Source organism: Bacillus cereus group sp. Bce041, assembly GCF_052646455.1.
This window is the reverse complement of the sequence record NZ_JBQXON010000005.1, coordinates 300702-320841: the sequence shown is the minus strand read 5'-3', so window position 1 is coordinate 320841 and position 20140 is coordinate 300702. Positions and strand designations below refer to the sequence as shown.

Sequence of the window (20140 nt, the reverse complement as noted above, 5' to 3'; positions counted from 1 at the left end):
TATGTTTCGTGTTCAAACGTTAAATCAAATTGCAGAAAAAGGTTTGCAAGTTTTTACTGAAGAACGTTATGAAGTAGGAGATAGAATCAATCATCCAGATGGAATTTTGCTTCGTAGCTACTCTTTACATCAAGAAGAGTTTTCAAAAGACTTAAAGGCGATTGCAAGAGCTGGCGCTGGTGTAAATAATATTCCTGTCGAGCGATGTACAGAAAAAGGAATTGTAGTATTTAACACGCCGGGGGCAAATGCAAACGCTGTAAAGGAACTCATTATTGCCAGTCTTATTATGTCTTCACGTAACATTATTAATGGTGTAAGTTGGACGAAAAACTTAGAGGGTGAAGAAGTACCACAGCTTGTTGAATCAGGAAAAAAACAATTTGTTGGATCAGAAATTGCAGGGAAACGTCTAGGTGTTATCGGACTTGGCGCAATCGGTGCTTTAGTTGCGAACGATGCGTTAGCGTTAGGGATGGATGTTATCGGATATGACCCTTACATTTCAGTTGAAACAGCTTGGCGTCTTTCTACACATGTGCAAAGAGCATTTAGCCTTGATGAAATTTTTGCAACATGTGATTATATTACATTGCATATTCCTCTTACGAATCAAACGAAGGGGATTATTGGGGAACACGCTGTAGAGAAGATGAAAAGAGGGATGCGTCTATTTAATTTCTCTAGAGGAGAACTTGTAGATGAAAAGGTTCTTCAAAAAGCATTAGAAGAAGATATTATTACACATTACGTAACGGACTTCCCGAATGAAAATGTAATAAAGATGAAAAATGTAACAGCGACGCCTCACCTTGGTGCATCTACGTCTGAATCAGAAGAAAATTGTGCAGTAATGGCAGCACGTCAATTACGTGAATATTTAGAGACAGGAAATATACGTAATTCAGTCAACTATCCAAATGTTGAGCTGCCGTATATCGGAAAGAAACGCATTACAATTATGCATCAAAACGTCCCGAATATGGTAGGGCAAATTACAGGATGCTTAGCGGAACATCATATTAATATTGCCGATATGATTAATCGTAGTAAACATTCTTGGGCATACACAATGATTGATATCGATAACGGAATTGATGATATAATAAAAGAGAATATTGTAGAAAATATAAGCAAAATTACAGGTGTTGTAGCCGTTCGAATGATTGTGTAAAGGAGAGAGGAATGTGGCAAAAATACGACCGTTTCGGGCCATTCGTCCAGTAGAGGAAAAAGCGGCACAAGTGGCAGCTTTACCGTATGACGTATTAAATAGTGAAGAGGCAAGGGAAGTTGTAAAAGGGAATCCATATTCTTTCTTGCATGTTGATAAAGCAGAAATTGATTTAGATCCTGAACTGTCACCGTATGATGATTGCGTGTATGAAAAAGCGGGAGACAATTTAAAGCAATTTATACGAGAAGAAGTGTTCATACAAGATGAAGAGCCAGCGCTATATATTTATGAACTGACGATGCAAGGAAGAACGCAGTCAGGCCTTGTCGTTTGTACATCTATTGATGAGTATGAAGATGATACAATTAAAAAACATGAAAGAACACGTCATGAAAAAGAGCTAGATCGTATTCGCCACGTAGATGTGTGTGACGCAAATACAGGTCCGATTTTTTTAACGTACCGTACAAAAGATGAAGTAAAGCATTTAATTAGAAGCTGGAAAGAAGAGCATGCGCCAATTTATACATTTACAGCAGAAGACGGTGTTAAGCATGTTGCGTGGAAGATTGCAGATGAAGATGTAATTACGACTTTAGTAAACGCATTTGAAGATATTCCTAATCTTTATATTGCAGATGGGCATCACCGTTCTGCATCAGCTGCAAAAGTAGGACTTATGCGAAGAGAACAATATCCAAATTACACAGGAGAAGAGGAATTTAATTTCTTCTTATCGGTTCTATTCCCTCATGATGAATTATCGATTTGGGACTATAACCGAGTTGTGAAAGATTTAAATGGCTTATCAGAGGAACAGTTTTTAAATCAAATTACGCAGTACTTTTATGTAGAAGAAGCAACTGTTTCTCCGTATAAACCAAATGAGCCCAAATCATTTGGTATGTATGTAAATGAGAAGTGGTATAAGCTCACAGTGAAAGAGGAAACGTTTGATGCGAATGATCTTGTTAGAGGTTTAGATGTATCTATCCTGCAAGATCATTTATTAAGCCAAGTGCTTGAAATACATGATCCGCGTTCTGATTCACGTATCGATTTTGTCGGAGGAATCCGCGGATTAGAAGAACTAGAACGCCTTGTGAACAGCGGCGAATACAAAGCAGCATTCGCATTATATCCGACATCTATGGAAGATTTATTAGCAATCGCAGATGCCGGAGAAGTCATGCCGCCGAAATCAACGTGGTTTGAACCGAAACTGCGTAGTGGGTTGTTTGTTCATTCTTTAAAATAAATAGACTTCTTTAGTTAGAAAAACCGAAATGATTTTTAGTTTCGGTTTTTCTTATTTTGGCTCAGTAAACGTTTAATGTTGATTTTAATGTTAAGATTGAAATATGTAACAACAGGTCGCTACAAAAAAAATGGAGGAAATACGATGAAAATGCAGCTGCAAAAAAGTTTTTATGTTGAATTGAAAAATGCAATTCGTTGTCATTATAACGAACTTTTAACAAGATGCGGTGTTGACACAATATACGGGTACTCCATATTAACAGACGATTGTGTCAATAGCATTGGACCAGTGGCAAATAAAGAAAGACTAATCAAAGTTAATAAATCGGACCCTTTATACAATTATTATAGATACGGAGCTGTTGAGTGGAGCGAATGGAACGATTTTGGAATGTTTGATGAAGTGAACAAAATTATTAAGAAATATCATAATATCGTCGAAGATGACTTTAACATACGAGTACATACACTGTTGAAAGAAACGTTAAATGTGTTAATGGAACTTGAATCAGAAGGGTTGTTTGGAGATAGAGATGATAATCGATTTATTGTCATTTGTGTAACTGATTCATCGAACGAAATCATGATTGAATCAGCTCGATTGCTTAATACATTAAAGACATACGAAGAATATGCTTCAGAATTTGCATAAGAATGAACATAAGTAAAACTGCGCTCTATAAGAGGCGATTTTCATTTAATAGAAAGTCACCAATTAATAGTAACCATTCGTTGTGACGTAAGCATTGAACAATTAGAACCTGATGAAAAAACGTCCAAAGATAATTACGATGTTTATATGTATGAATCAACTTGGAAAAGAAGTAATGCAGGGGAGCTTTTCAGGCATTATTCTTTGATTGGTAGGAAAAGTAATGAATAAGTGGGCCCCCGATGCCTCCCAGGCTTAGCGTTTCAATTCCCTCCATAACGTATACTCTGTTCTTTTCTTAACTATTAGAAAATAGTTGAATAAGCTCGTCAACAAAAAGGACATTCCTAGTATTACAAGAAATGTCCTTTCCACTAAATTATAGGATATTTTACTAAAATTCAAACTCTAAAATCAGTTTACTAGTTTGACCTGTAAACTGATAATTATAGGATCCTCTCAGGTTTTCTAAGTTACCGGTAGCTTTAATAATTGTTCCTGGGGAATCTAAATTTCCTTTATCAAATATTCCTTGCTCTATAGCTGTAAATGTCCCTTGTTGCCCCTTATAAATCCCTTCAAAGTGTAAAAATCCAGAAATTTTAGCCGTAGCCAAGTGACCATCATTTATATTTGAGTCTAAATAATATAATAAGTATTCAACAAAAGCCTTTCCTTTTAATTCCCCATCAATATCATATTCGACATGAGCAATATTAATAGGGGAATCTTTTTTATTATCATCAATTGGTTTTTCATCCCACTTACTTACTGTAAATGTTACTTCCATACACGTAAATCCCCCTTTATCATTAGATAAGTAATCTCCATATCATTTAAAAAGTACCAATTCACTGTCATATCTCATAGGAGTGTTTTTATTTATTTGAGTCCTGTCATATTGCTATCAAGCTCATCAAAATAAAATACACCCTAAAATGAAAAAAAATTATAAAACTTATGGCTAAACTTATTTAAAGTTTTCCTTTATTCCACACCACTCTCCAAAATAGAGAAAGATCCATTCTCACAATCAATTTCTGCCATTGCACCGTAAGGTAAAATAAACTTCGGTTCAGTATGGCCAAAATTTAAATTATAAAGAATCGGCAAATCTTCTAAGTTATGTTCCTTCATAACCTGCAATATTTCCTGTTTATATTCTTCATAGTATTGTTCATCTTTCGGTTTACCAAAAATGATTCCTTTTGCTTTTTGCAGAATACCTTGTGCTGCATAATTTCGTAACCAATATTTTATATAACTTGGTTCTGGATGATCTTCAGAAGTTTCAAAGAAGAGAATACTATTCTCCCAATGTTTTTTCTCAGGCCAAAGTTCCGTTCCTTTTGCAAATTCCAATACTTCAATACAACCACCAATTAAGCGCCCCTGTACAGTGGTAGAGCCTTGAAGTACCTCATATCCATTGTTTTGCTGCATCGTACGTCTTGTATCCTTATTTATTTCAATCCATTCTAAATGCTCACTTGTCCATTCATGAGCTGGTTGAATCTCGCCAATCGTTTCATTTGAAAAGAGGGTACGATTTACCATTTCAATTGTGTATGGATCCATTTCTACATTTTCGGCAAAATCGGTCAGAATTGCTGGACCGTATAAAGAGGAAAGCCCTGCTTTATGACAAAATAAATTTGTAATAGTAACGTCAGAGTACCCCATAAAAATTTTCGGGTTTTCGCGTATCACATTAAAATCTATATAGGGAAGTAACCGGATGCTATCTTCACCGCCAATATTCGCGATAATTGCTTTCACGCGTGTATCTTTAAATGCTGTCATTATATCTTCCGCACGAGCCTCTGGATTGTTATAAAGGTATTCGCTACCTTTTAAGCTATTTGGCATTGGGATAACCGTAAGACTAAAAACTTCTTCTAATCTTTTTACTCCTTGCTCATATCGCCATCTTATTTCAGCATCACCTGCTCCTCCCCACGAAGGACTTACTGTTGCTACGATATCTCCTGGCTGTAATCTCTTTGGTTTTATTAACATATGAATCCCGCTCCTACATAATGTAATGAACTACGGCTATACAAACCGTAGAGTTGAAGAACATTGTACATGACATTAGTTTCTCCGCCTTCAATAAGTTCACCTGCTGTAATTTGAGAATTTAGTATTAGTGCTGAATATAGGAATAATCTACAAATATTTTTTGCTAAAATTTATATTTGAAAATCACAGTATGCATCATTGCATGAGGAAAACGGTTGTTATTTTTATAACCTGTAACTATAATGATTACAGGTTGGTCGATACCAATCAAAAAAATAAAATCATCATGAATGGAGATGTTACATATGGGTATGAAAAAAATAATTTTAGCAGGTGCTTTAGGGATCGCAGCATTATCAGGAACAAATGTACCAGGATTAGAACTAACAAAAGCGAGTGCAGCTTCTATTGAATCGAATTTCTCGACGTTAGAAGGACGAGTAGTAGAAGTAGATAACGGTGTGATTGTTGTAAAATCTAAGCAATATGAGGAACCTGTTAGTGTGTATATTGATTCACTTTCAAACGTGAAAGTAGGAGATGAAGTAAAAGCTACTGGATCTATGATGCGTAATTTTACAGAATATATGGTTGCAACTGCAGTTGAAAATACAACAAACAAGTTAGGTATGCACATGAAAGAAGATGGCTCACCTAATTATGTAATTGGAGAAGTATCAAAAGTAGGAACGATGGAAGATGAGGGAGACGGTGCTACTAAATATGTTGTAGTTGAGTATCCATCGTTAAATGGGAAGAAAGATATTATTGATGTTTTCTTAACAAAGGGACAAGTATTTAATGTGGGTGAGAAAGTGAAAATTGATATGAAGTATGTAGGGTGGGGCGGAAGTTCTATTAACTGGAACACAGTTGACCATATTGAAAAAGTTCATGAAGCAAAGACGAACGTTGAAAATAATGATGATGTATGGATTTGGTCTTAATAAGGCGAGTATAAGTCGTTATTTGCAATTTCCTCCAAACAATACATGTAAAAACTAAATGTATCATGCAGTACCCATCTAATTATCATTGTGTATGACAATTAGATGGGTACTTTTTTATTTGAAATTTGTGCAAGTCAATGTTCAGCATTTCTTTTTAAGAGTAAATTACGGGTGAAATCAAAACTTTATTTGCAGTACATAATAAATAATGTTGATTTTTTATCTTATATTAAAATAAAAACAAACCACTGTTCGATTTGAATATTCCACGATATAATAGTGAGAGTTTATGGCAGAATAAATATTTACATAAGAAGTGAGGTACTGTATGAAAAAAAGAACGACAGACATTATTTTTATTATTATCGGTGCATTTCTTTTTGCGTTAGGTGTCAATTTATTTGTTATTCCGAACGAGTTTGGTGAGGGCGGGGTAACAGGTATCACGATTATTACGTACTATTTATTTGAGTGGTCACCAGGTTTAGTTAACTTAATTTTAAATGCGATTTTGTTAATAGTCGGTTATAAATTTTTAAATAAGATTACAACGATTTATACGATTATCGCTGTAGTGACTAACTCGCTATTTCTTCATTTAACAGAAGGCTGGACGATTGCTTCTGATGAAATGCTCGTAAATGCCATTTTCGGTGGAATATTTATCGGGTGTGGTATTGGTCTTATCATTCGCGTTGGTGGAACAACTGCAGGTACTACGATTTTAGCAAGAATGACGCATAAGTATTTAGGCTGGAGTATTAGCTATGGTCTACTGTTCTTCGATTTAATCGTTGCGTTTTCATCTTATTTCATCATTGGTGCAGAAAAACTGATGCTGACAATTATTATGCTATATGTAGGAACGAAAGTAATGGAATTTGTAATTGAAGGTTTAAATCCGAAAAAGGCCATTACAATTATTTCTGATAAACCAGATGAAATTGCCGGGAAGGTGACTACTTTAATGGGCAGAGGGGTTACTGTATATTCAGGGCATGGCTATTACACGAAAACTCCGAAGGAAATTCTTTATGTTGTTATTAATAAGCAAGAAGTAGTGAAGCTAAAGCGGATTGTTCAAACTACAGATCCGGCTGCCTTCATCGCTATACACGATGTTCGTGATGTGTTCGGAGAAGGATTTGTTGATATTTCGAAGGCTTAAAAATTGTTTTTGATTAAAATAATCTTAATACTAAAACGTGAGAATCTATTTTGAATAATCTTTTTTCAAAATAGATTCTTTTTTAATTAAACGCCAGTCACTTTCAGTTCAATCTTTTACGTTCTAAAGAAAACCGCCGATAAAGCGCTTCAGTCTGTTCTTTAATTTTGAAATGTGAGAGTTGAATAACAATGGGTTATATGCGATTTTTTAATCTACTCCCCATGAGTTCCGCCATTTGTTTTGCATCTGGATTTTCTTCATCGTACAATTTCTCAATAATGTTAATATAATCCGTCTCATTTCGATTTTGACTTAATTTATATGCAGCCTGGATGTCTCCTACTTTAATTTTAAACCCAACTATGCCTTTCAGTTCATTTTCTAACAGAATAGGGGAAAGTTTATCCCATAATACTGGATTTTCACGTTGCTCTTCATATTTTTTCAGCATTGTTGTTAATTCATCTATTAATTCCTCTTTATCTAAAATACTTGCTTTACCATATATATGAACCGCTTGATAATTCCATGTTGGAACTTCTGCATGTTCATACCAAGAAGAAGAGATGTAAGAGTGTGGTCCTTGAAATATTACAAGAACATCTTCACAAGTTTCAAATGTTCTCCACTGAGGATTCCCATAAGCCATATGTCCAGTAATAAAATAGTCATCACCTTTTTTAGTTAATCCAAAAGGCAAATGAGTTGCGATTGGTTTTTCTTTTTTTGTTGTGACGATTGTTCCAAAAGAGTTTTTTTGAACAAAATCCCAAATTTCATCAACATTTGTGACTTTAAAATACTTTGGAATATACATAATAGCCCACCTTTCAAAAAAAGTTATATGAGTGTTTTAATCATTATAAGGTCAACTTGTTCGTCATCGCCCATGTAAAAGGAATGAGAGCCAGCTTGTACAAAACCTAACTTCTTATAAAAAGCAATAGCATTTTCATTTTTCTCCCATACCCCTAGCCAAATATTCTTTTTATTATGTTCTATTGCAATTTCAATAGCATTATTTAGTAGATATTTACCAAGACCATGTTTTTGAAAGGAGCTCTTTATATAAATTCTCTCTACTTCAAGTGATTCATTGCCCATTTCTTCAGACTGAGCATCATCAATATTGACCTTTAAATATCCAGCAATTTCATCGTTAAAGTAGACAAAAAAGAATTGAGAAGAGACATTGGATAATTCTTTTTCTAATTGTTTTAAGTTAAATGCCTTTTCCAAATAGTGATTCATATTTTCGGGTGAATTCTGATGTTTAAAAGTCTCATTAAATGTTTCATAACTAATTTCTTGAAGTCTGTGTATATCTTTAAGGGTGCACTTTTCTGTATGTGTAGTCATTTGAATAGTTCGCTCCTTTATATAATCAATAATTTCTCTTATTTCCCTTTTTTACAAATTCCCAATCTTTTTCTATATTTTTTCTTACTCTTTGAAGGAGGTTAGAAATAGTTTCCGCTTCTGTTTCCGAAAATCCCTCTAATGCAACAGTATTTGAATAATCGTTTTCTCTTTTAATAAAAGGATAGACGTTTTTCCCTTTTTCTGTTGGGAAAAGTTTTTTGATTTTCTTGTTAGATTCATCTTCTTTCTTTTCGATAAATCCATTGATTTCAAGCTTTTTGATAGCACGGGCTGCGGTTGTACGATCTACTTTTATCATCTCAGATAGCTTTTCTTGAATGATTCCTGGGTTTTCACATATTCGCACAAGGTACAAATACTGACCTTTTGTAAGCTCATATTCTTTAAATTCTATATTACTAATAGAATCTAATGCCCTTGCAATCATGCCAATTTCACGAAGAATTTCTTTCATAATGAACTCCTTATCTTTTATTTTTATTGCAAATGCAACAATTTGAAGTTACATTTAATATAAAATATTTTTATTGTAAATGCAACAAAAATAACGATGAAGAGGTTGATTAAAATGAAGTATGTTTTTTATGTATTAGGAATTTTAATATTAACCCTTGGTATTTCTTTCACAATACAATCAGATTTTGGTACTTCACCTTTTGATGCACTTTTAGTAGGACTTTCTTTAAATGTGGGGCTTACTGTGGGAAGCTGGGAAATAATAATAGCTTTATTATTAATATGTTGTAATTCGATATTAAAAAGAAAAAGACCAGAGGTACTAGGGTTGTTAACGGCATTCATAACGGGTATTGGTATTGATGTGTGGCTATTTTTATTACGCAATTTAATTACACCTGAAATATGGTACAGTAAAATGATTTATTTTGGAATCGGATTAGTTATTACAGGATTAGGAACTGCAATATATTTACAAACAAATTTTGCTCCCATTCCAATTGACCGATTAACTTTAATCATACAAGAATTAACGAGAACGAATATCTTTATATCACGAACATGTATTTACCTTATATTCTTAATTATGGCAACGATTTTACATGGACCAATTGGTGTTGGAACTATATTAACCGTTTGTTTAGGTGGGCTATTACTGAATTCCTTTATGCCACTTACTAAAAAAGTATTAGATCACTTATTCGTACACCAGAGTACATTACCAAGTTATAAGAAAAATAAAGCAGCTGACCACAATGATAACAAGAGTATCTTCTAAGGAATCCTTTTCTTTTTCTTGCAAAAAATCTAATTGTTTTTTAATGTAGTGATGTAGAAGGATGAACGAGAGAGGGTTTAATGAAGATGATACATATTTTATTAGCTGATGACGATAAACATATTAGAGAGTTATTGCATTACCATTTAGAAAAAGAGGGGTTTAAAGTTTTTGAAGCTGAAGATGGAAAGGTAGCGCAAGAAGTATTAGAGAAGGAAAATATTCATCTTGCGATTGTAGACATTATGATGCCGTTTGTTGATGGTTATACGTTATGTGAAGAAATACGGAAGTATCATGATATTCCTGTTATTTTATTAACGGCGAAAGACCAGTTAGTGGATAAAGAAAAAGGATTCATTTCTGGCACAGACGATTATATCGTAAAACCATTTGAACCAGCTGAAGTGATTTTCCGTATGAAAGCATTGCTGCGCCGTTATCAAATGCTGAGTGCAGACATTATTACACTCCACGGAACGACAATTGATCGTAAAGGTGTTGAGGTGAAGTGTAACGGACAGACGATTCTACTTCCGTTAAAGGAATTTGAATTATTATCACAATTAGCTAGTTATCCTGGGAGAACATTTTCAAGAGAAGAGCTAATTGAATTAGTATGGGGAATGGATTTTGAAGGAGATGAACGAACAGTTGATGTTCATGTGAAAAGGCTCCGAGATCGTTTCTCAAAACGAACGGATGATTTTCAAATTACAACGGTGCGCGGCCTCGGGTATAAGTTGGAGTTGAAATAAGATGAAATCACTATATTCTAGATTTGTATTTATGACGGTCGGCATTATGCTACTTAGTAGTATTATCGGCTTTTTATTAACGAACGTATATTATCAAGTGAAGTTAAAACCGTATAATAGTGAAAAGATTTTAAAGTATGCGGAAGAAGTTAAATCGTTATATGAAAAGCAAAGTGAAGAAAATCAAGAGACGTATTTGCATTCTATTGCAAAGTTAGGGTATGAAATTTATATTGTCGATGATCAAAAGAATGGAAAGCGTATCGGTAATGCGTTTCGTAAGACGTCTATTAGCGATGCTACTGTTCATAAAGTATTGCAAGGAGAAACGTTTAATGGTGTTTCTACGTATCCAACGCGTCTTTTTATTACAGGATTTTTCGATAATGAATTAATAAATAGTGTTGGTGTACCGGTAAAGCACGGTGATAAACAGTACGCGTTATTTATTCGCCCCGACATTCAGAACCAATTTGGCGAAATGCGAATTTTCTTAGCGGTATTACTTGGGTTTATCGTACTATTAAGCATTATCTTTATAGCGATTGCAGCAGGTTATATCGTTCGCCCAATCCGTAAATTTACGAAGGCTACGCAAAAAATTGCAAGTGGGGAATATAAAATTGAATTAGACGTAAAACGAAAAGATGAAATAGGAACGTTATCTACAAGCTTCCAAAAGATGACGAAAAGTATTAAAGAACTAGATGAAATGAGACAAGAATTCGTTTCGAACGTTTCACATGAATTTCAATCACCACTTTCTTCCATACAAGGTTTTTCAAAAACGTTGCAAACAGAAAAGATGAGTGAGGAAGAAAGAAATCATTACTTACAAATTATTGAAGGTGAAAGTAAGCGAATGTCTAGTTTATGTAAACAGTTGCTTACGCTCGCTTCATTAGATAAGGAGGAAAAGGTTTTACAAATAAAAGACTTTTCCTTACAAAAACAAATTAAAGACGTCATTTTTATGCTTGAATGGAAATGGCGGGAAAAAGATATCGCCGTTGAATTTGATGTGCCGGACATTACAATTCAAGGTGATGAAAACTTACTTCATCAAGTATGGAGTAACATTTTCACGAATAGCATTAAGTTTTCAAACGATGGTGGAACGATTGAGTTTTTCGTGGAAGAGTTAGAGTCTAGCGTTATAATTTCTATATCAGACAACGGAATCGGTATGGAAAAAGAAGAAATGGATCGTATTTTTGATCGTTTTTATAAGGTGGATACAGCGAGAGCAAGAAACGTAGAAGGTAGCGGTTTAGGGTTATCAATCGTGCAGAAGATTGTTGAACTGCATAAAGGGACCGTTTCGGTATATAGCACGAAAGGGGAAGGGACGACTGTTCGGGTTGAACTTCCTAAATAGATGAAAGAGGCTGTATGGGAACAGCCTCTTCTTTTTTTGTCGCTAGTATACGTGTAAAATGAAAAAATATGAGTCATTTTAATTGCATAATCGGATGAGTTTATGGAGTGGGATTAGGAGGAAGTTTATTTAAAAATGTAGAATCTCTACAGAGTTAGAGGAAGTGTATTAAAACTTGAACTGTGTAGGGAGGAAATTACTTTGAAACGAATTGACTTGTTATTAAATAAACTAGATTCAACATTCGATAAAGAGAGTTGGTATGCACCGTTTAAACATGCTATAGAAGGACTTACAGCTGAACAGGCTATGTGGAAACCAGCTGGAGAGACAACGAATACCATTTGGGAGAATGTTAATCATCTCACTTATTACAAAGAAAGACTTGCTGCAAACTTGGAAGGACGTGAATGGACACATAATCTTGACGGTAATGACACCTTTTATCTGACTAAGCAATCTAATAATGATACGGAATGGAAGGAAGTCGTTGAACGCTCTGAAAATGCTCAGCGTAATTTAAGACAGGTATTAAGTGCAATTTCTGAAAGAGAGCTTGAACAAAATTCACTTGAAGGTAAATTACTGGACATCATGCTTCATGATGCTTATCATACAGGCCAAATTATTCAATTAAGGAAAATGCAGGGGGCATGGCCATCAAAGCGTTAACTGCCGTTTTGGTGCTTTTGTTGAATAAAATTTAGATATTCAAACGACTTTATTATTATATTTTTAACCCCGTCCCAAATTTAGAACGGGGTTATGTTTGCTGGCTATAAAGCAGCACCTTTCCCGCGCTCCTCCTTAAACTGCACCCCAAAAGTATCCGCTGTAATCTCATCAGCTTTCGGCAATGCTCGTAATTTCGGATGAAGTAGCCATACGAGAGAAATAAATAAAATCCCGATGCTAGCGAGCGCGAAAATGAGTTGGCTACTAAATACATTTGCAGTGTATCCGCCAATTAAAGAACCGATCGGCATAGCAATTGTACTCATACTTCGCATGACTGAATTGATGCGGCCAATATATTGATTTGGAATTACAATTTGGCTAATTGTCGCAAATAATATGTTGGTTGCACCAATTGGAATCCAAGCTAGGCCGAATAAGAGAATAGATAGCCATTGAAACGGTACGATTGTAGAGAGAAACCAAAAGGTAGCGCCAGTCGCAAAGCCAATAATAGAGACACGGCCAACATTACGTTTACCAACCCATGAACTGAATAATGCACCGATGAGACTACCTGCTGATATAGCAGCTAAGAAGAAGCCATATGATTTCACGCCCCCTAAAGAATCAGCGAAAGAAGGGAGTATGGCCATCGTCATACCAATTGAAAAATTAGCGACAACGGAACCGATTAAGAATACGCCCATTAAGGAACGGAAGACGATTGAAAAACCTTCTTTTAAATCAGAGAAATATTGTTTAGTTGAAAGTGTTGTACCTGTTTCGGTTTGCTTTGGTATTTTCAATGAAAAGAACAAAAGGGCAGTAATCGCGAATGTGAAAGAGTCAATTACATATAAAGTGATCGCGCCAAATAGTGCTACTAATATTCCAGAAAGCGTCGTACAAATTAAATCAATGCCTTGATACGCAAATGAGAAGAGAGAGTTTCCTTTTAATAATTGTGTTTTATGCAGTAGAAGTGGTAAAGCTTTTGACTGTGCAGGATAGGCGAATTGTTCGATAAAGGCTACGATGGGCATGATGATGAGTAGTAGTTGGACTGTTAATAGGTCGAAGTAGTGTGTAATAGGAATGATTAATATAAGAATGCATTGCAAAACTTGTGTGATGACGAGGGTGTTTTTAATTGGCCATCTATCAACGAATGGGCCGGTAAGAAATTGTAATGCAGAAGGTAGTAACGTAAGGAAACCAGCCAATCCAGAATAAAAAGGATTACCACTTAGCTTATATACGAGCCACATTGCTGCTACGTAGTACAAGCTATCTCCTATGTTTGTAAAAATTCTCCCTAAAAATAATAAGAGGAAATTCCGGTTTTTCAATATGTCCATTTAATCTACTCCTTTATAAGAAATTTATTCGGTAAAATAAATTTGACCGTTTATGTAAAAAAAATCGTATTACGATTTTTCTTCTTCTTTAACAAATTGCTGCATTGTTCTCTCTGCGATTTGAAGTGCAGTAGTAGAAATGTAATAAGATTTACTATTTGGATCTTTATCCGCGTCTTTTGCGATTTCATTTAATTCAGCCATCAATTGATGAAATTTTTTCACCCACACTTGAAATTGTTCTGGCGTAGCATCAAACTCCCAGCAAGATGAAACGTAATTCCACTCAGCCGGGTCTTCACTTTCTTTTCTTAATGTAAAAGCTTCTTCGGGTGCAGCAAGAATATGACTTTTCGTTCTTTCCGTCATTTGTAAAAAGATTTGGCGACCTGATTCACTTACTATTTCTAAATGAGGTAATAGTTCGGCAGCAGGGGTAAAGCCTCTAGCGACAGATTGATAAAATTTTTGAACGATGCCATTTTTTTCTTCTGTATATACGATTTCTATAAAGCCATTTTTCTCTAATTCTTTTAAATGATAATGAATTTTCGCCCTTGGAATGCCGAATTTTTCAGATAGTAGTTGTCCTGTATAAGGACGTTCACATAGACGCATCATCATTTCGACACGTAGTGGATCGCTCATTGCTTTTAGTTGGCTATAGGTAGTTAGTGTGAACATGGGCTTCAAAATGATCAACTCCTTGAATAAAATTACTCGGTCAATATTATTTGACTGAATTGTATCAAGGATTCTATTTATTTTCAATACTTTCTGAAAATTTAATCTTTCCTCTGTAATCTTCTGTTCATATTCCGTTCATATTTCTTTTTTATGATAAGTGCATAGAAAGAAAGAGGAAGGAGCGAGCGAAATGTTTTTAGCTCTGCGTGAATTAAAACAATCAAAATTAAGATACGGATTAATCGGATTGATTATGGTGTTATTATCATTTTTAGTCCTTGTGATTTCAGGATTAGCAAATGGATTATCATATGATAATGCTTCATCGATTCAAAATATGGAGGCAAATAAGTTCGTTTTAGCAGATGATGCGGAAAATAAATTACTTCGTTCACAAATTAAGAAAGACGATGTAGATAACGTAGTAAATCAAGTAGGTGACAAAGAGGCAGTTCCGTTTCGTGTGAAAGTTTCAACATATGAAAAGAAGGATAGTTCGAAAAAGGTTGATATCGCTATTTTCTCAAGCGAACGAGATTCATTTTTAGAACCGAACATTGTAAAAGGTGAGAAATTAGGTACAGCAAACAACGAGATGGTTGCTGATGAATCGATTAAAGAGAAGGGAATCGATATTGGAGATACAATTATCGATCCTGTTTCAAAGAAAGAATTTACAATCGTCGGATTTACGAAAGATCAAATGTTTAGCCATACACCAGTCGTTTATGTAAATGAAGACGTATGGGGATCTATTTCACAACCAAACCAAAAAGATTATAGTGCAATTGCACTTAACACAGATAAAGAAATTAAAAATGCTCACGTTATTGATAAAAAAGAAGTACTGCAAAGTATTCCAGGATTTAAAGAAGAGCAAGGAACATTAACGATGATCATTGCGTTCTTACTTGTGATCGCTGCGTTATTAATTGGTGTATTCTTCTATGTTATTACACTACAAAAAACACAGCAATTAGGTGTATTAAAAGCAATTGGTACAAAGAACTCATATTTAGCAAATAGCTTAGTCGTACAGGCGTTATTCTTATCAGTCGTTGCGATGGTAATTAGTATCGTTCTTGTACAAGGGTTAGAACAAATTTTACCAGCGGGTATGCCGTTCTTATTAACAACACCGATGATTGCACAATACGCAGCAATCTTTATCGTAATTAGTATTTTAGGAACACTTATTTCGTTATACCAAGTATTAAAAGTTGATGCATTAGAAGCAATTGGAGGCGGGATGTAATGACTTCATTATTGAAATTAGACAAAGTAAGTAAAGTGTACGGAGAAGGGAATACGGAAGTAACAGCCCTTCATCCGATGTCGCTTGATGTGAAAGCTGGAGAGTTTATCGGAATCGTCGGTCCTTCTGGATCAGGGAAAAGTACATTATTATCAATCGCGGGTGCACTATTATCACCGTCAAAAGGGGATATTTACATTCGTGAGCAAAATATTACGAAGCTATCAGAAAAGGAAATGACAGACATTCGTTTGAAAAAAATCGGCTTCATTTTCCAGTTCGCAAATCTTGTTCCATATTTAAATGTGAAAGAACAATTACTTTACATTGCTAAGTTAAAAAAAGAAAGTAAACAAGAATCAGAAAAGCGTGCGGATCATTTATTAGCGGCATTTGGATTAGGAGAAAGAAAAAATCATTATCCAAATCAACTATCTGGTGGGGAAAAACAAAGGGTAGCAATTGCTCGTGCGTTCATGAACAACCCAGATTTAATATTAGCGGATGAGCCAACGGCAAGCTTAGACTCAAAACGCGCACGTGAAGTTGTTGAAATGATGAAACGTGAAGTGAAAGAGAGCCAAAAAGCAGCAATTATGATTACACATGATGAAAGAATGCTTGATGTATGTGATCGTATATTGACGCTTCGAGATGGACAGTTAATATAAAGAAAAAGGCCAACCGTATATGCGGTTGGCCTTTGTATCATTGTTTTTAATAAGTATAATGGCTTTATTTTGAGAATAACGTTTTAATTTTATTGCGTGTTATTAATAAAATCCCGCCTAATACAGATAGCATTCCTAGAGCCATATTGTTTGATTGCTCGCTACCAGCGTTAGGAAGTTCTTTAGCGTTATTGTTTTTAGTACCATTATCTGCTTGCGTTTGTTTAGACTGTGATACTTCATTAATCTTGTTATCAACATTTTGCTTCGTTGTATGTAACTCAGCTAATTTGTCGTCAATTTTTTTCTCAGTATGCTTAAAGTCGTTGATTTTAATATCTAAGTCTTGTTTTTTCTTTGTTAAATCGTCTGAAACAGTTTGTTTCGATTGTTTAATTTCGTTTATTTTATTTAGTAAATCTTCTCTAGCCTTTTGTAATTCAGCTAGTTTGTTTTTTACATCTTGTTTAGCTAGTTCTAAGTTAGCGGAAAGACTGTCTAAATTGCCTTTAATTTTCTTAAGTTCCTCTAACGTGTTACCAGTATTCGGCTTGTTTTCTTTTAGTTCAGCGAGTTTGTCTTCAGCAGTTTGTTTCGCTTTCTTTAACTCAGCTAATTTTTCATCTACTTGTTTTTTAACTTCCTTAAGTTCATTAACCTTTTGATCAATGTTCTCTTTATGTTGCTTCATTTCATTCACTTTTTCATCGACAGTTTGTTTATGTTCTTTAATCTCATTCACTTTGTTATCGATATTTTGTTTATGCTCTTTTACTTCAGCAACTTTATCTTCTACTTGTTTTTTATGCTCTTTAATTTCAGCGATTTTATCTTCGGCGATTTGTTTGTCTTGCTGAAGTTTTGCATCTAACTCTTGTTTATGTTGTTTAATCTCGTTAATTTTTTCATCAGCAACTTGTTTACGTTCATGGAGTTCATTCACCTTAGTATCAACATTTTCCTTAACTTTGTTAAGTTCATTTAATGTTTGATCCACGTTTTCTTTGTGTTGCTGTAATTTCGCATCTAACTCTTGTTTATGTTGCTTAATTTCAGCTAATCGATCTCCCGTACTTTGCTGAGGAGTAGCATCATTTACTTCCGCATGAGTAGAGTTCGCGCCAGCAATCATTGCTAAAGCTAGTGTAGACGCAGCAATTGTTTGTTTTGTTTTCATATTTTTGTACCTCTTTTCTTTCATATGCATGAGCTGTTTTGTGTAAAATTGAGCATATAGAAGTAGATTCTTCCATCATTATATACCATCTGCGCCGCCTAGAGGAAGTATTTGCATAATAATCTATGATTATGTAATTTTTATAATCTCTTATTTGGGGTAGGGGATAAACCTTTAGCTAGATGAACAATTTCTTCTATAGTAAAGCTTACATCTTTATTATTGCGAATAACAAACAAATAATCAGCCTCGTTTTCTACAGGATCTACCACATCATCGTGAAGTGATTCAGTTTGTTGTCGATCAAGTACTTCTTTGAAACTAGAATATCCACCTCTAAAAATATTCGTACTTCGCGTGCTTTGAGCCACTCTTTCGTAAAGTACATCATCTGGAATGTCAAAATGAACTAATATGCGTACATATTCATTCTATGGAAATAATTCGTTTAGTAAATAGAATCTTCCGTTTTTACTGCGATTGGAATTACAAATAATAAGGTGTAAATTTGAATGTTCTTTCGCATAATCAACAATGAATTTTGAAAGACCGTGCTTAAATGTATTAGCACCTTCAGCCGGCTGTAATTTTTCATAATGCGTGTTAATAAATTCAGCTAGATTATCTTGATCCATAACGAAAGAGTGGGGTAACTCTTTTTCTAATGCTCTTGCAAATGTAGTTTTTCCACTGTGTGTTTTTCCAACTGTAATGATGACTAATCTTTTCATGACGCCCTCCATTTGTATTGTTATGAACTGGAATATTCGGTGTAGATCGAAATCTTCCTGCTAGAGATTACACAAATTGTTGGAGCGTTAGTAGGCTGAAAACTTGACAAAAAAACTTATTTACGCTATAATTTACCAATGTAAAAATAAGGTGTATAATAGGGTTCTCCTGGCCAGGGGAACCCTATTTTTGTTGTGAAAATGAAGGAGAGTGTATGTGCGTGAAACAAGGTGAAGCAAGTGTAACGTCGTTAGTATCAGCTTTCAGCAGGGCATATCATAGTGAATTTGATAATCCGAAAATCTTTGATGATTATGTAGCTAAAGAGTTCATTTCGCCAAAAGAACGAATTAATCTTGAAACGAATATGGTTCAAGGAATACATTTCTTCAATACAGACATTGCAGAGCAGTTTCAAGACAATCCAAAAGAAATATTAAAATGGATTACGCAAGTTCAGTTATCACCAACACCTTTAGCACGTGCGGCATATTGTGAAAGAGTATTACTACATGAAATTACATTAGGAGCGAAACAATACGTCATACTCGGTGCAGGCTTAGATACGTTCAGTTTTAGACACCGAGAATTAGAAAATAAAATAGAAATATTTGAAGTGGATCATCCTTCTACGCAGGCGTTTAAGAAGGAAAGAATAAAAGAAGTAGAACTTGAAGTTCCAAATAACCTTCATTTTGTTTCAATGGATTTTACGAAAGGATTTTCCTATGAACAGTTACGCAATGAAGGATTTGAACATAAAAAGACTTTCTTTAGCCTTTTAGGTGTTACGTACTATTTAACGAAAGAGGAACTTGCTAGTTTAATAGAGTGCTTGTTTAAGATAGTTCCAGTAGGGAGTTCTATCGTTTTCGATTATCCCGATGAAAACTTATTTACGAAAAAAGGACTGTCCAATCGAGTTGAAAATATGGTGAAAATGGCTGCGGTAGGCGGAGAACCGATGAAATCATGTTTTTCTTATGCCGAAATGGAAGCACTCTTAGAGAAGGCGGGCTTACTTATTTATGAGCATTTATCGCCAGAGGATATTGATGTATTATATTTTGAAGGACGAAACGATTATTTAGAAGCTTTTGAGACAGTACATTATGTACATGCGGTAAAAAGGTAGGAAATTAGTAGGCATGGGGAGGAATCTCTGTGTCTTTTTTTATAAAAAAGGAAATGAGCTGTAGTGGTGGAAAATATAATTATAAATATATAATATATATAAATTAATGTTTTGTAGAAACTAAAGGAAAGGGGTAATAGAAGATGTTGAAATTACAAGGGAAATACAATGAAGCAAAAGTGTTTACTACGAATGTAGAAAAAACTGCAGCAGGTCAAATTATTGATCTTTGTAACCAACAATTCGTAAAGGATAGCAAGATCCGTATTATGCCAGATACACATGCGGGCGCAGGTTGTACGATTGGGACAACAATGACAATTCAAGATAAGATTGTTCCTAATTTAGTCGGGGTTAACTAAGCGGCTCAGACTTTAAACTACTCACTCAATTGACTGGAAACCCTAACGATAAAAGGCGAGGGCAATCAGCAGCCAGTGGTTATGGTGACATAATCGAATG

General features: G+C 34.7%; 21 protein-coding genes and 1 pseudogene. 13 read left to right on the top strand and 9 right to left on the bottom strand.

Annotated elements, in window-relative coordinates; genetic code table 11:
- Position 1 precedes the first annotated feature (1 nt).
- The 3 genes from ACUN13_RS18395 to ACUN13_RS18385 all read left to right on the top strand — a co-directional run bounded on the left by ACUN13_RS18395 (position 2) and on the right by ACUN13_RS18385 (position 3089).
- Complete coding sequence (locus ACUN13_RS18395) at positions 2 to 1174, top strand: 3-phosphoglycerate dehydrogenase family protein (RefSeq protein ID WP_000490228.1); 1173 nt, start codon at positions 2 to 4, stop codon at positions 1172 to 1174.
- A gap of 13 nt (positions 1175 to 1187) precedes the next feature.
- Positions 1188 to 2435: a DUF1015 domain-containing protein gene (locus ACUN13_RS18390; RefSeq protein WP_257115528.1), complete on the top strand. Its 1248-nt coding sequence runs from the start codon at positions 1188 to 1190 to the stop codon at positions 2433 to 2435.
- A 144-nt stretch (positions 2436 to 2579) separates the two neighbouring features.
- Positions 2580 to 3089: a DUF4303 domain-containing protein gene (locus tag ACUN13_RS18385; RefSeq protein WP_001989073.1), complete on the top strand. Its 510-nt coding sequence runs from the start codon at positions 2580 to 2582 to the stop codon at positions 3087 to 3089.
- Positions 3090 to 3483: 394 nt separating this feature from the next.
- Here the strand turns inward: ACUN13_RS18385 and ACUN13_RS18380 are convergent, their stop codons facing one another.
- Positions 3484 to 3879 (bottom strand): DUF3224 domain-containing protein, encoded by a 396-nt coding sequence (locus tag ACUN13_RS18380; RefSeq protein ID WP_257115527.1) that lies wholly within the window; start codon positions 3877 to 3879, stop codon positions 3484 to 3486.
- A gap of 197 nt (positions 3880 to 4076) precedes the next feature.
- Positions 4077 to 5108: a S66 family peptidase gene (locus tag ACUN13_RS18375; protein ID WP_257115526.1), complete on the bottom strand. Its 1032-nt coding sequence runs from the start codon at positions 5106 to 5108 to the stop codon at positions 4077 to 4079.
- Positions 5109 to 5416: 308 nt separating this feature from the next.
- Here ACUN13_RS18375 and ACUN13_RS18370 point away from each other — a divergent pair, with 308 nt between their 5' ends.
- Together ACUN13_RS18370 and ACUN13_RS18365 are read left to right on the top strand one after the other, a co-directional pair.
- A complete protein-coding gene (locus ACUN13_RS18370) occupies positions 5417 to 6058 on the top strand; it encodes a F0F1 ATP synthase subunit alpha (protein WP_000525486.1) in 642 nt (213 codons plus the stop codon).
- Between the two features lie 331 nt (positions 6059 to 6389).
- The gene (locus tag ACUN13_RS18365) at positions 6390 to 7229 is read left to right on the top strand and encodes a YitT family protein (RefSeq protein ID WP_000747497.1); all 840 of its coding nucleotides are present in this window, start codon (positions 6390 to 6392) and stop codon (positions 7227 to 7229) included.
- A gap of 196 nt (positions 7230 to 7425) precedes the next feature.
- On the opposite strand, the gene paiB is transcribed toward ACUN13_RS18365, so the two are convergent.
- The 3 genes from paiB to ACUN13_RS18350 are packed head-to-tail and all read right to left on the bottom strand — an operon-like array spanning position 7426 to position 9069.
- Complete coding sequence (gene paiB, locus ACUN13_RS18360; protein WP_074555333.1) at positions 7426 to 8049, bottom strand: protease synthase/sporulation negative transcriptional regulator PaiB; 624 nt, start codon at positions 8047 to 8049, stop codon at positions 7426 to 7428.
- A 23-nt stretch (positions 8050 to 8072) separates the two neighbouring features.
- Complete coding sequence (locus ACUN13_RS18355; protein WP_000207282.1) at positions 8073 to 8591, bottom strand: GNAT family N-acetyltransferase; 519 nt, start codon at positions 8589 to 8591, stop codon at positions 8073 to 8075.
- Positions 8592 to 8616: 25 nt separating this feature from the next.
- A complete protein-coding gene (locus ACUN13_RS18350) occupies positions 8617 to 9069 on the bottom strand; it encodes a MarR family winged helix-turn-helix transcriptional regulator (RefSeq protein WP_000658986.1) in 453 nt (150 codons plus the stop codon).
- 114 nt (positions 9070 to 9183) lie between these two features.
- On the opposite strand from ACUN13_RS18350, the gene ACUN13_RS18345 reads away from it, so the two are divergent.
- The 4 genes from ACUN13_RS18345 to ACUN13_RS18330 all read left to right on the top strand — a co-directional run bounded on the left by ACUN13_RS18345 (position 9184) and on the right by ACUN13_RS18330 (position 12657).
- The gene (locus ACUN13_RS18345) at positions 9184 to 9849 is read left to right on the top strand and encodes a YczE/YyaS/YitT family protein (protein ID WP_017673670.1); all 666 of its coding nucleotides are present in this window, start codon (positions 9184 to 9186) and stop codon (positions 9847 to 9849) included.
- Between the two features lie 80 nt (positions 9850 to 9929).
- Positions 9930 to 10607 (top strand): response regulator transcription factor, encoded by a 678-nt coding sequence (locus tag ACUN13_RS18340; RefSeq protein ID WP_000781959.1) that lies wholly within the window; start codon positions 9930 to 9932, stop codon positions 10605 to 10607.
- A 1-nt stretch (position 10608) separates the two neighbouring features.
- Positions 10609 to 11985 (top strand): sensor histidine kinase, encoded by a 1377-nt coding sequence (locus ACUN13_RS18335; RefSeq protein WP_000839519.1) that lies wholly within the window; start codon positions 10609 to 10611, stop codon positions 11983 to 11985.
- A gap of 201 nt (positions 11986 to 12186) precedes the next feature.
- On the top strand, positions 12187 to 12657 hold the full coding sequence (locus ACUN13_RS18330) for a DinB family protein (protein ID WP_000820996.1): 471 nt from the start codon (positions 12187 to 12189) through the stop codon (positions 12655 to 12657).
- A gap of 104 nt (positions 12658 to 12761) precedes the next feature.
- Here the strand turns inward: ACUN13_RS18330 and ACUN13_RS18325 are convergent, their stop codons facing one another.
- Together ACUN13_RS18325 and ACUN13_RS18320 are read right to left on the bottom strand one after the other, a co-directional pair.
- A complete protein-coding gene (locus ACUN13_RS18325) occupies positions 12762 to 14021 on the bottom strand; it encodes an MFS transporter (protein WP_017657538.1) in 1260 nt (419 codons plus the stop codon).
- 69 nt (positions 14022 to 14090) lie between these two features.
- Entirely contained in the window at positions 14091 to 14714 is a 624-nt protein-coding gene (locus ACUN13_RS18320) for an ArsR/SmtB family transcription factor (protein WP_048538247.1), read from the bottom strand.
- A 184-nt stretch (positions 14715 to 14898) separates the two neighbouring features.
- Here ACUN13_RS18320 and ACUN13_RS18315 point away from each other — a divergent pair, with 184 nt between their 5' ends.
- Together ACUN13_RS18315 and ACUN13_RS18310 are read left to right on the top strand one after the other, a co-directional pair.
- The gene (locus ACUN13_RS18315) at positions 14899 to 15963 is read left to right on the top strand and encodes an ABC transporter permease (protein ID WP_006922800.1); all 1065 of its coding nucleotides are present in this window, start codon (positions 14899 to 14901) and stop codon (positions 15961 to 15963) included.
- Positions 15963 to 16634 (top strand): ABC transporter ATP-binding protein, encoded by a 672-nt coding sequence (locus ACUN13_RS18310; protein ID WP_000202606.1) that lies wholly within the window; start codon positions 15963 to 15965, stop codon positions 16632 to 16634. The genes ACUN13_RS18315 and ACUN13_RS18310 overlap by 1 nt, the downstream gene beginning before the upstream one ends.
- Before the next feature lie 64 nt (positions 16635 to 16698).
- On the opposite strand, the gene ACUN13_RS18305 is transcribed toward ACUN13_RS18310, so the two are convergent.
- Complete coding sequence (locus ACUN13_RS18305; RefSeq protein ID WP_000851033.1) at positions 16699 to 17811, bottom strand: LPXTG cell wall anchor domain-containing protein; 1113 nt, start codon at positions 17809 to 17811, stop codon at positions 16699 to 16701.
- 140 nt (positions 17812 to 17951) lie between these two features.
- A pseudogene (locus ACUN13_RS18300) lies at positions 17952 to 18542 on the bottom strand (AAA family ATPase).
- Positions 18543 to 18757: 215 nt separating this feature from the next.
- On the opposite strand from ACUN13_RS18300, the gene ACUN13_RS18295 reads away from it, so the two are divergent.
- Together ACUN13_RS18295 and ACUN13_RS18290 are read left to right on the top strand one after the other, a co-directional pair.
- Complete coding sequence (locus tag ACUN13_RS18295; RefSeq protein ID WP_257115524.1) at positions 18758 to 19678, top strand: class I SAM-dependent methyltransferase; 921 nt, start codon at positions 18758 to 18760, stop codon at positions 19676 to 19678.
- Between the two features lie 143 nt (positions 19679 to 19821).
- Positions 19822 to 20040 (top strand): RtcB family protein, encoded by a 219-nt coding sequence (locus tag ACUN13_RS18290; RefSeq protein WP_000916241.1) that lies wholly within the window; start codon positions 19822 to 19824, stop codon positions 20038 to 20040.
- Positions 20041 to 20140 lie beyond the last annotated feature (100 nt).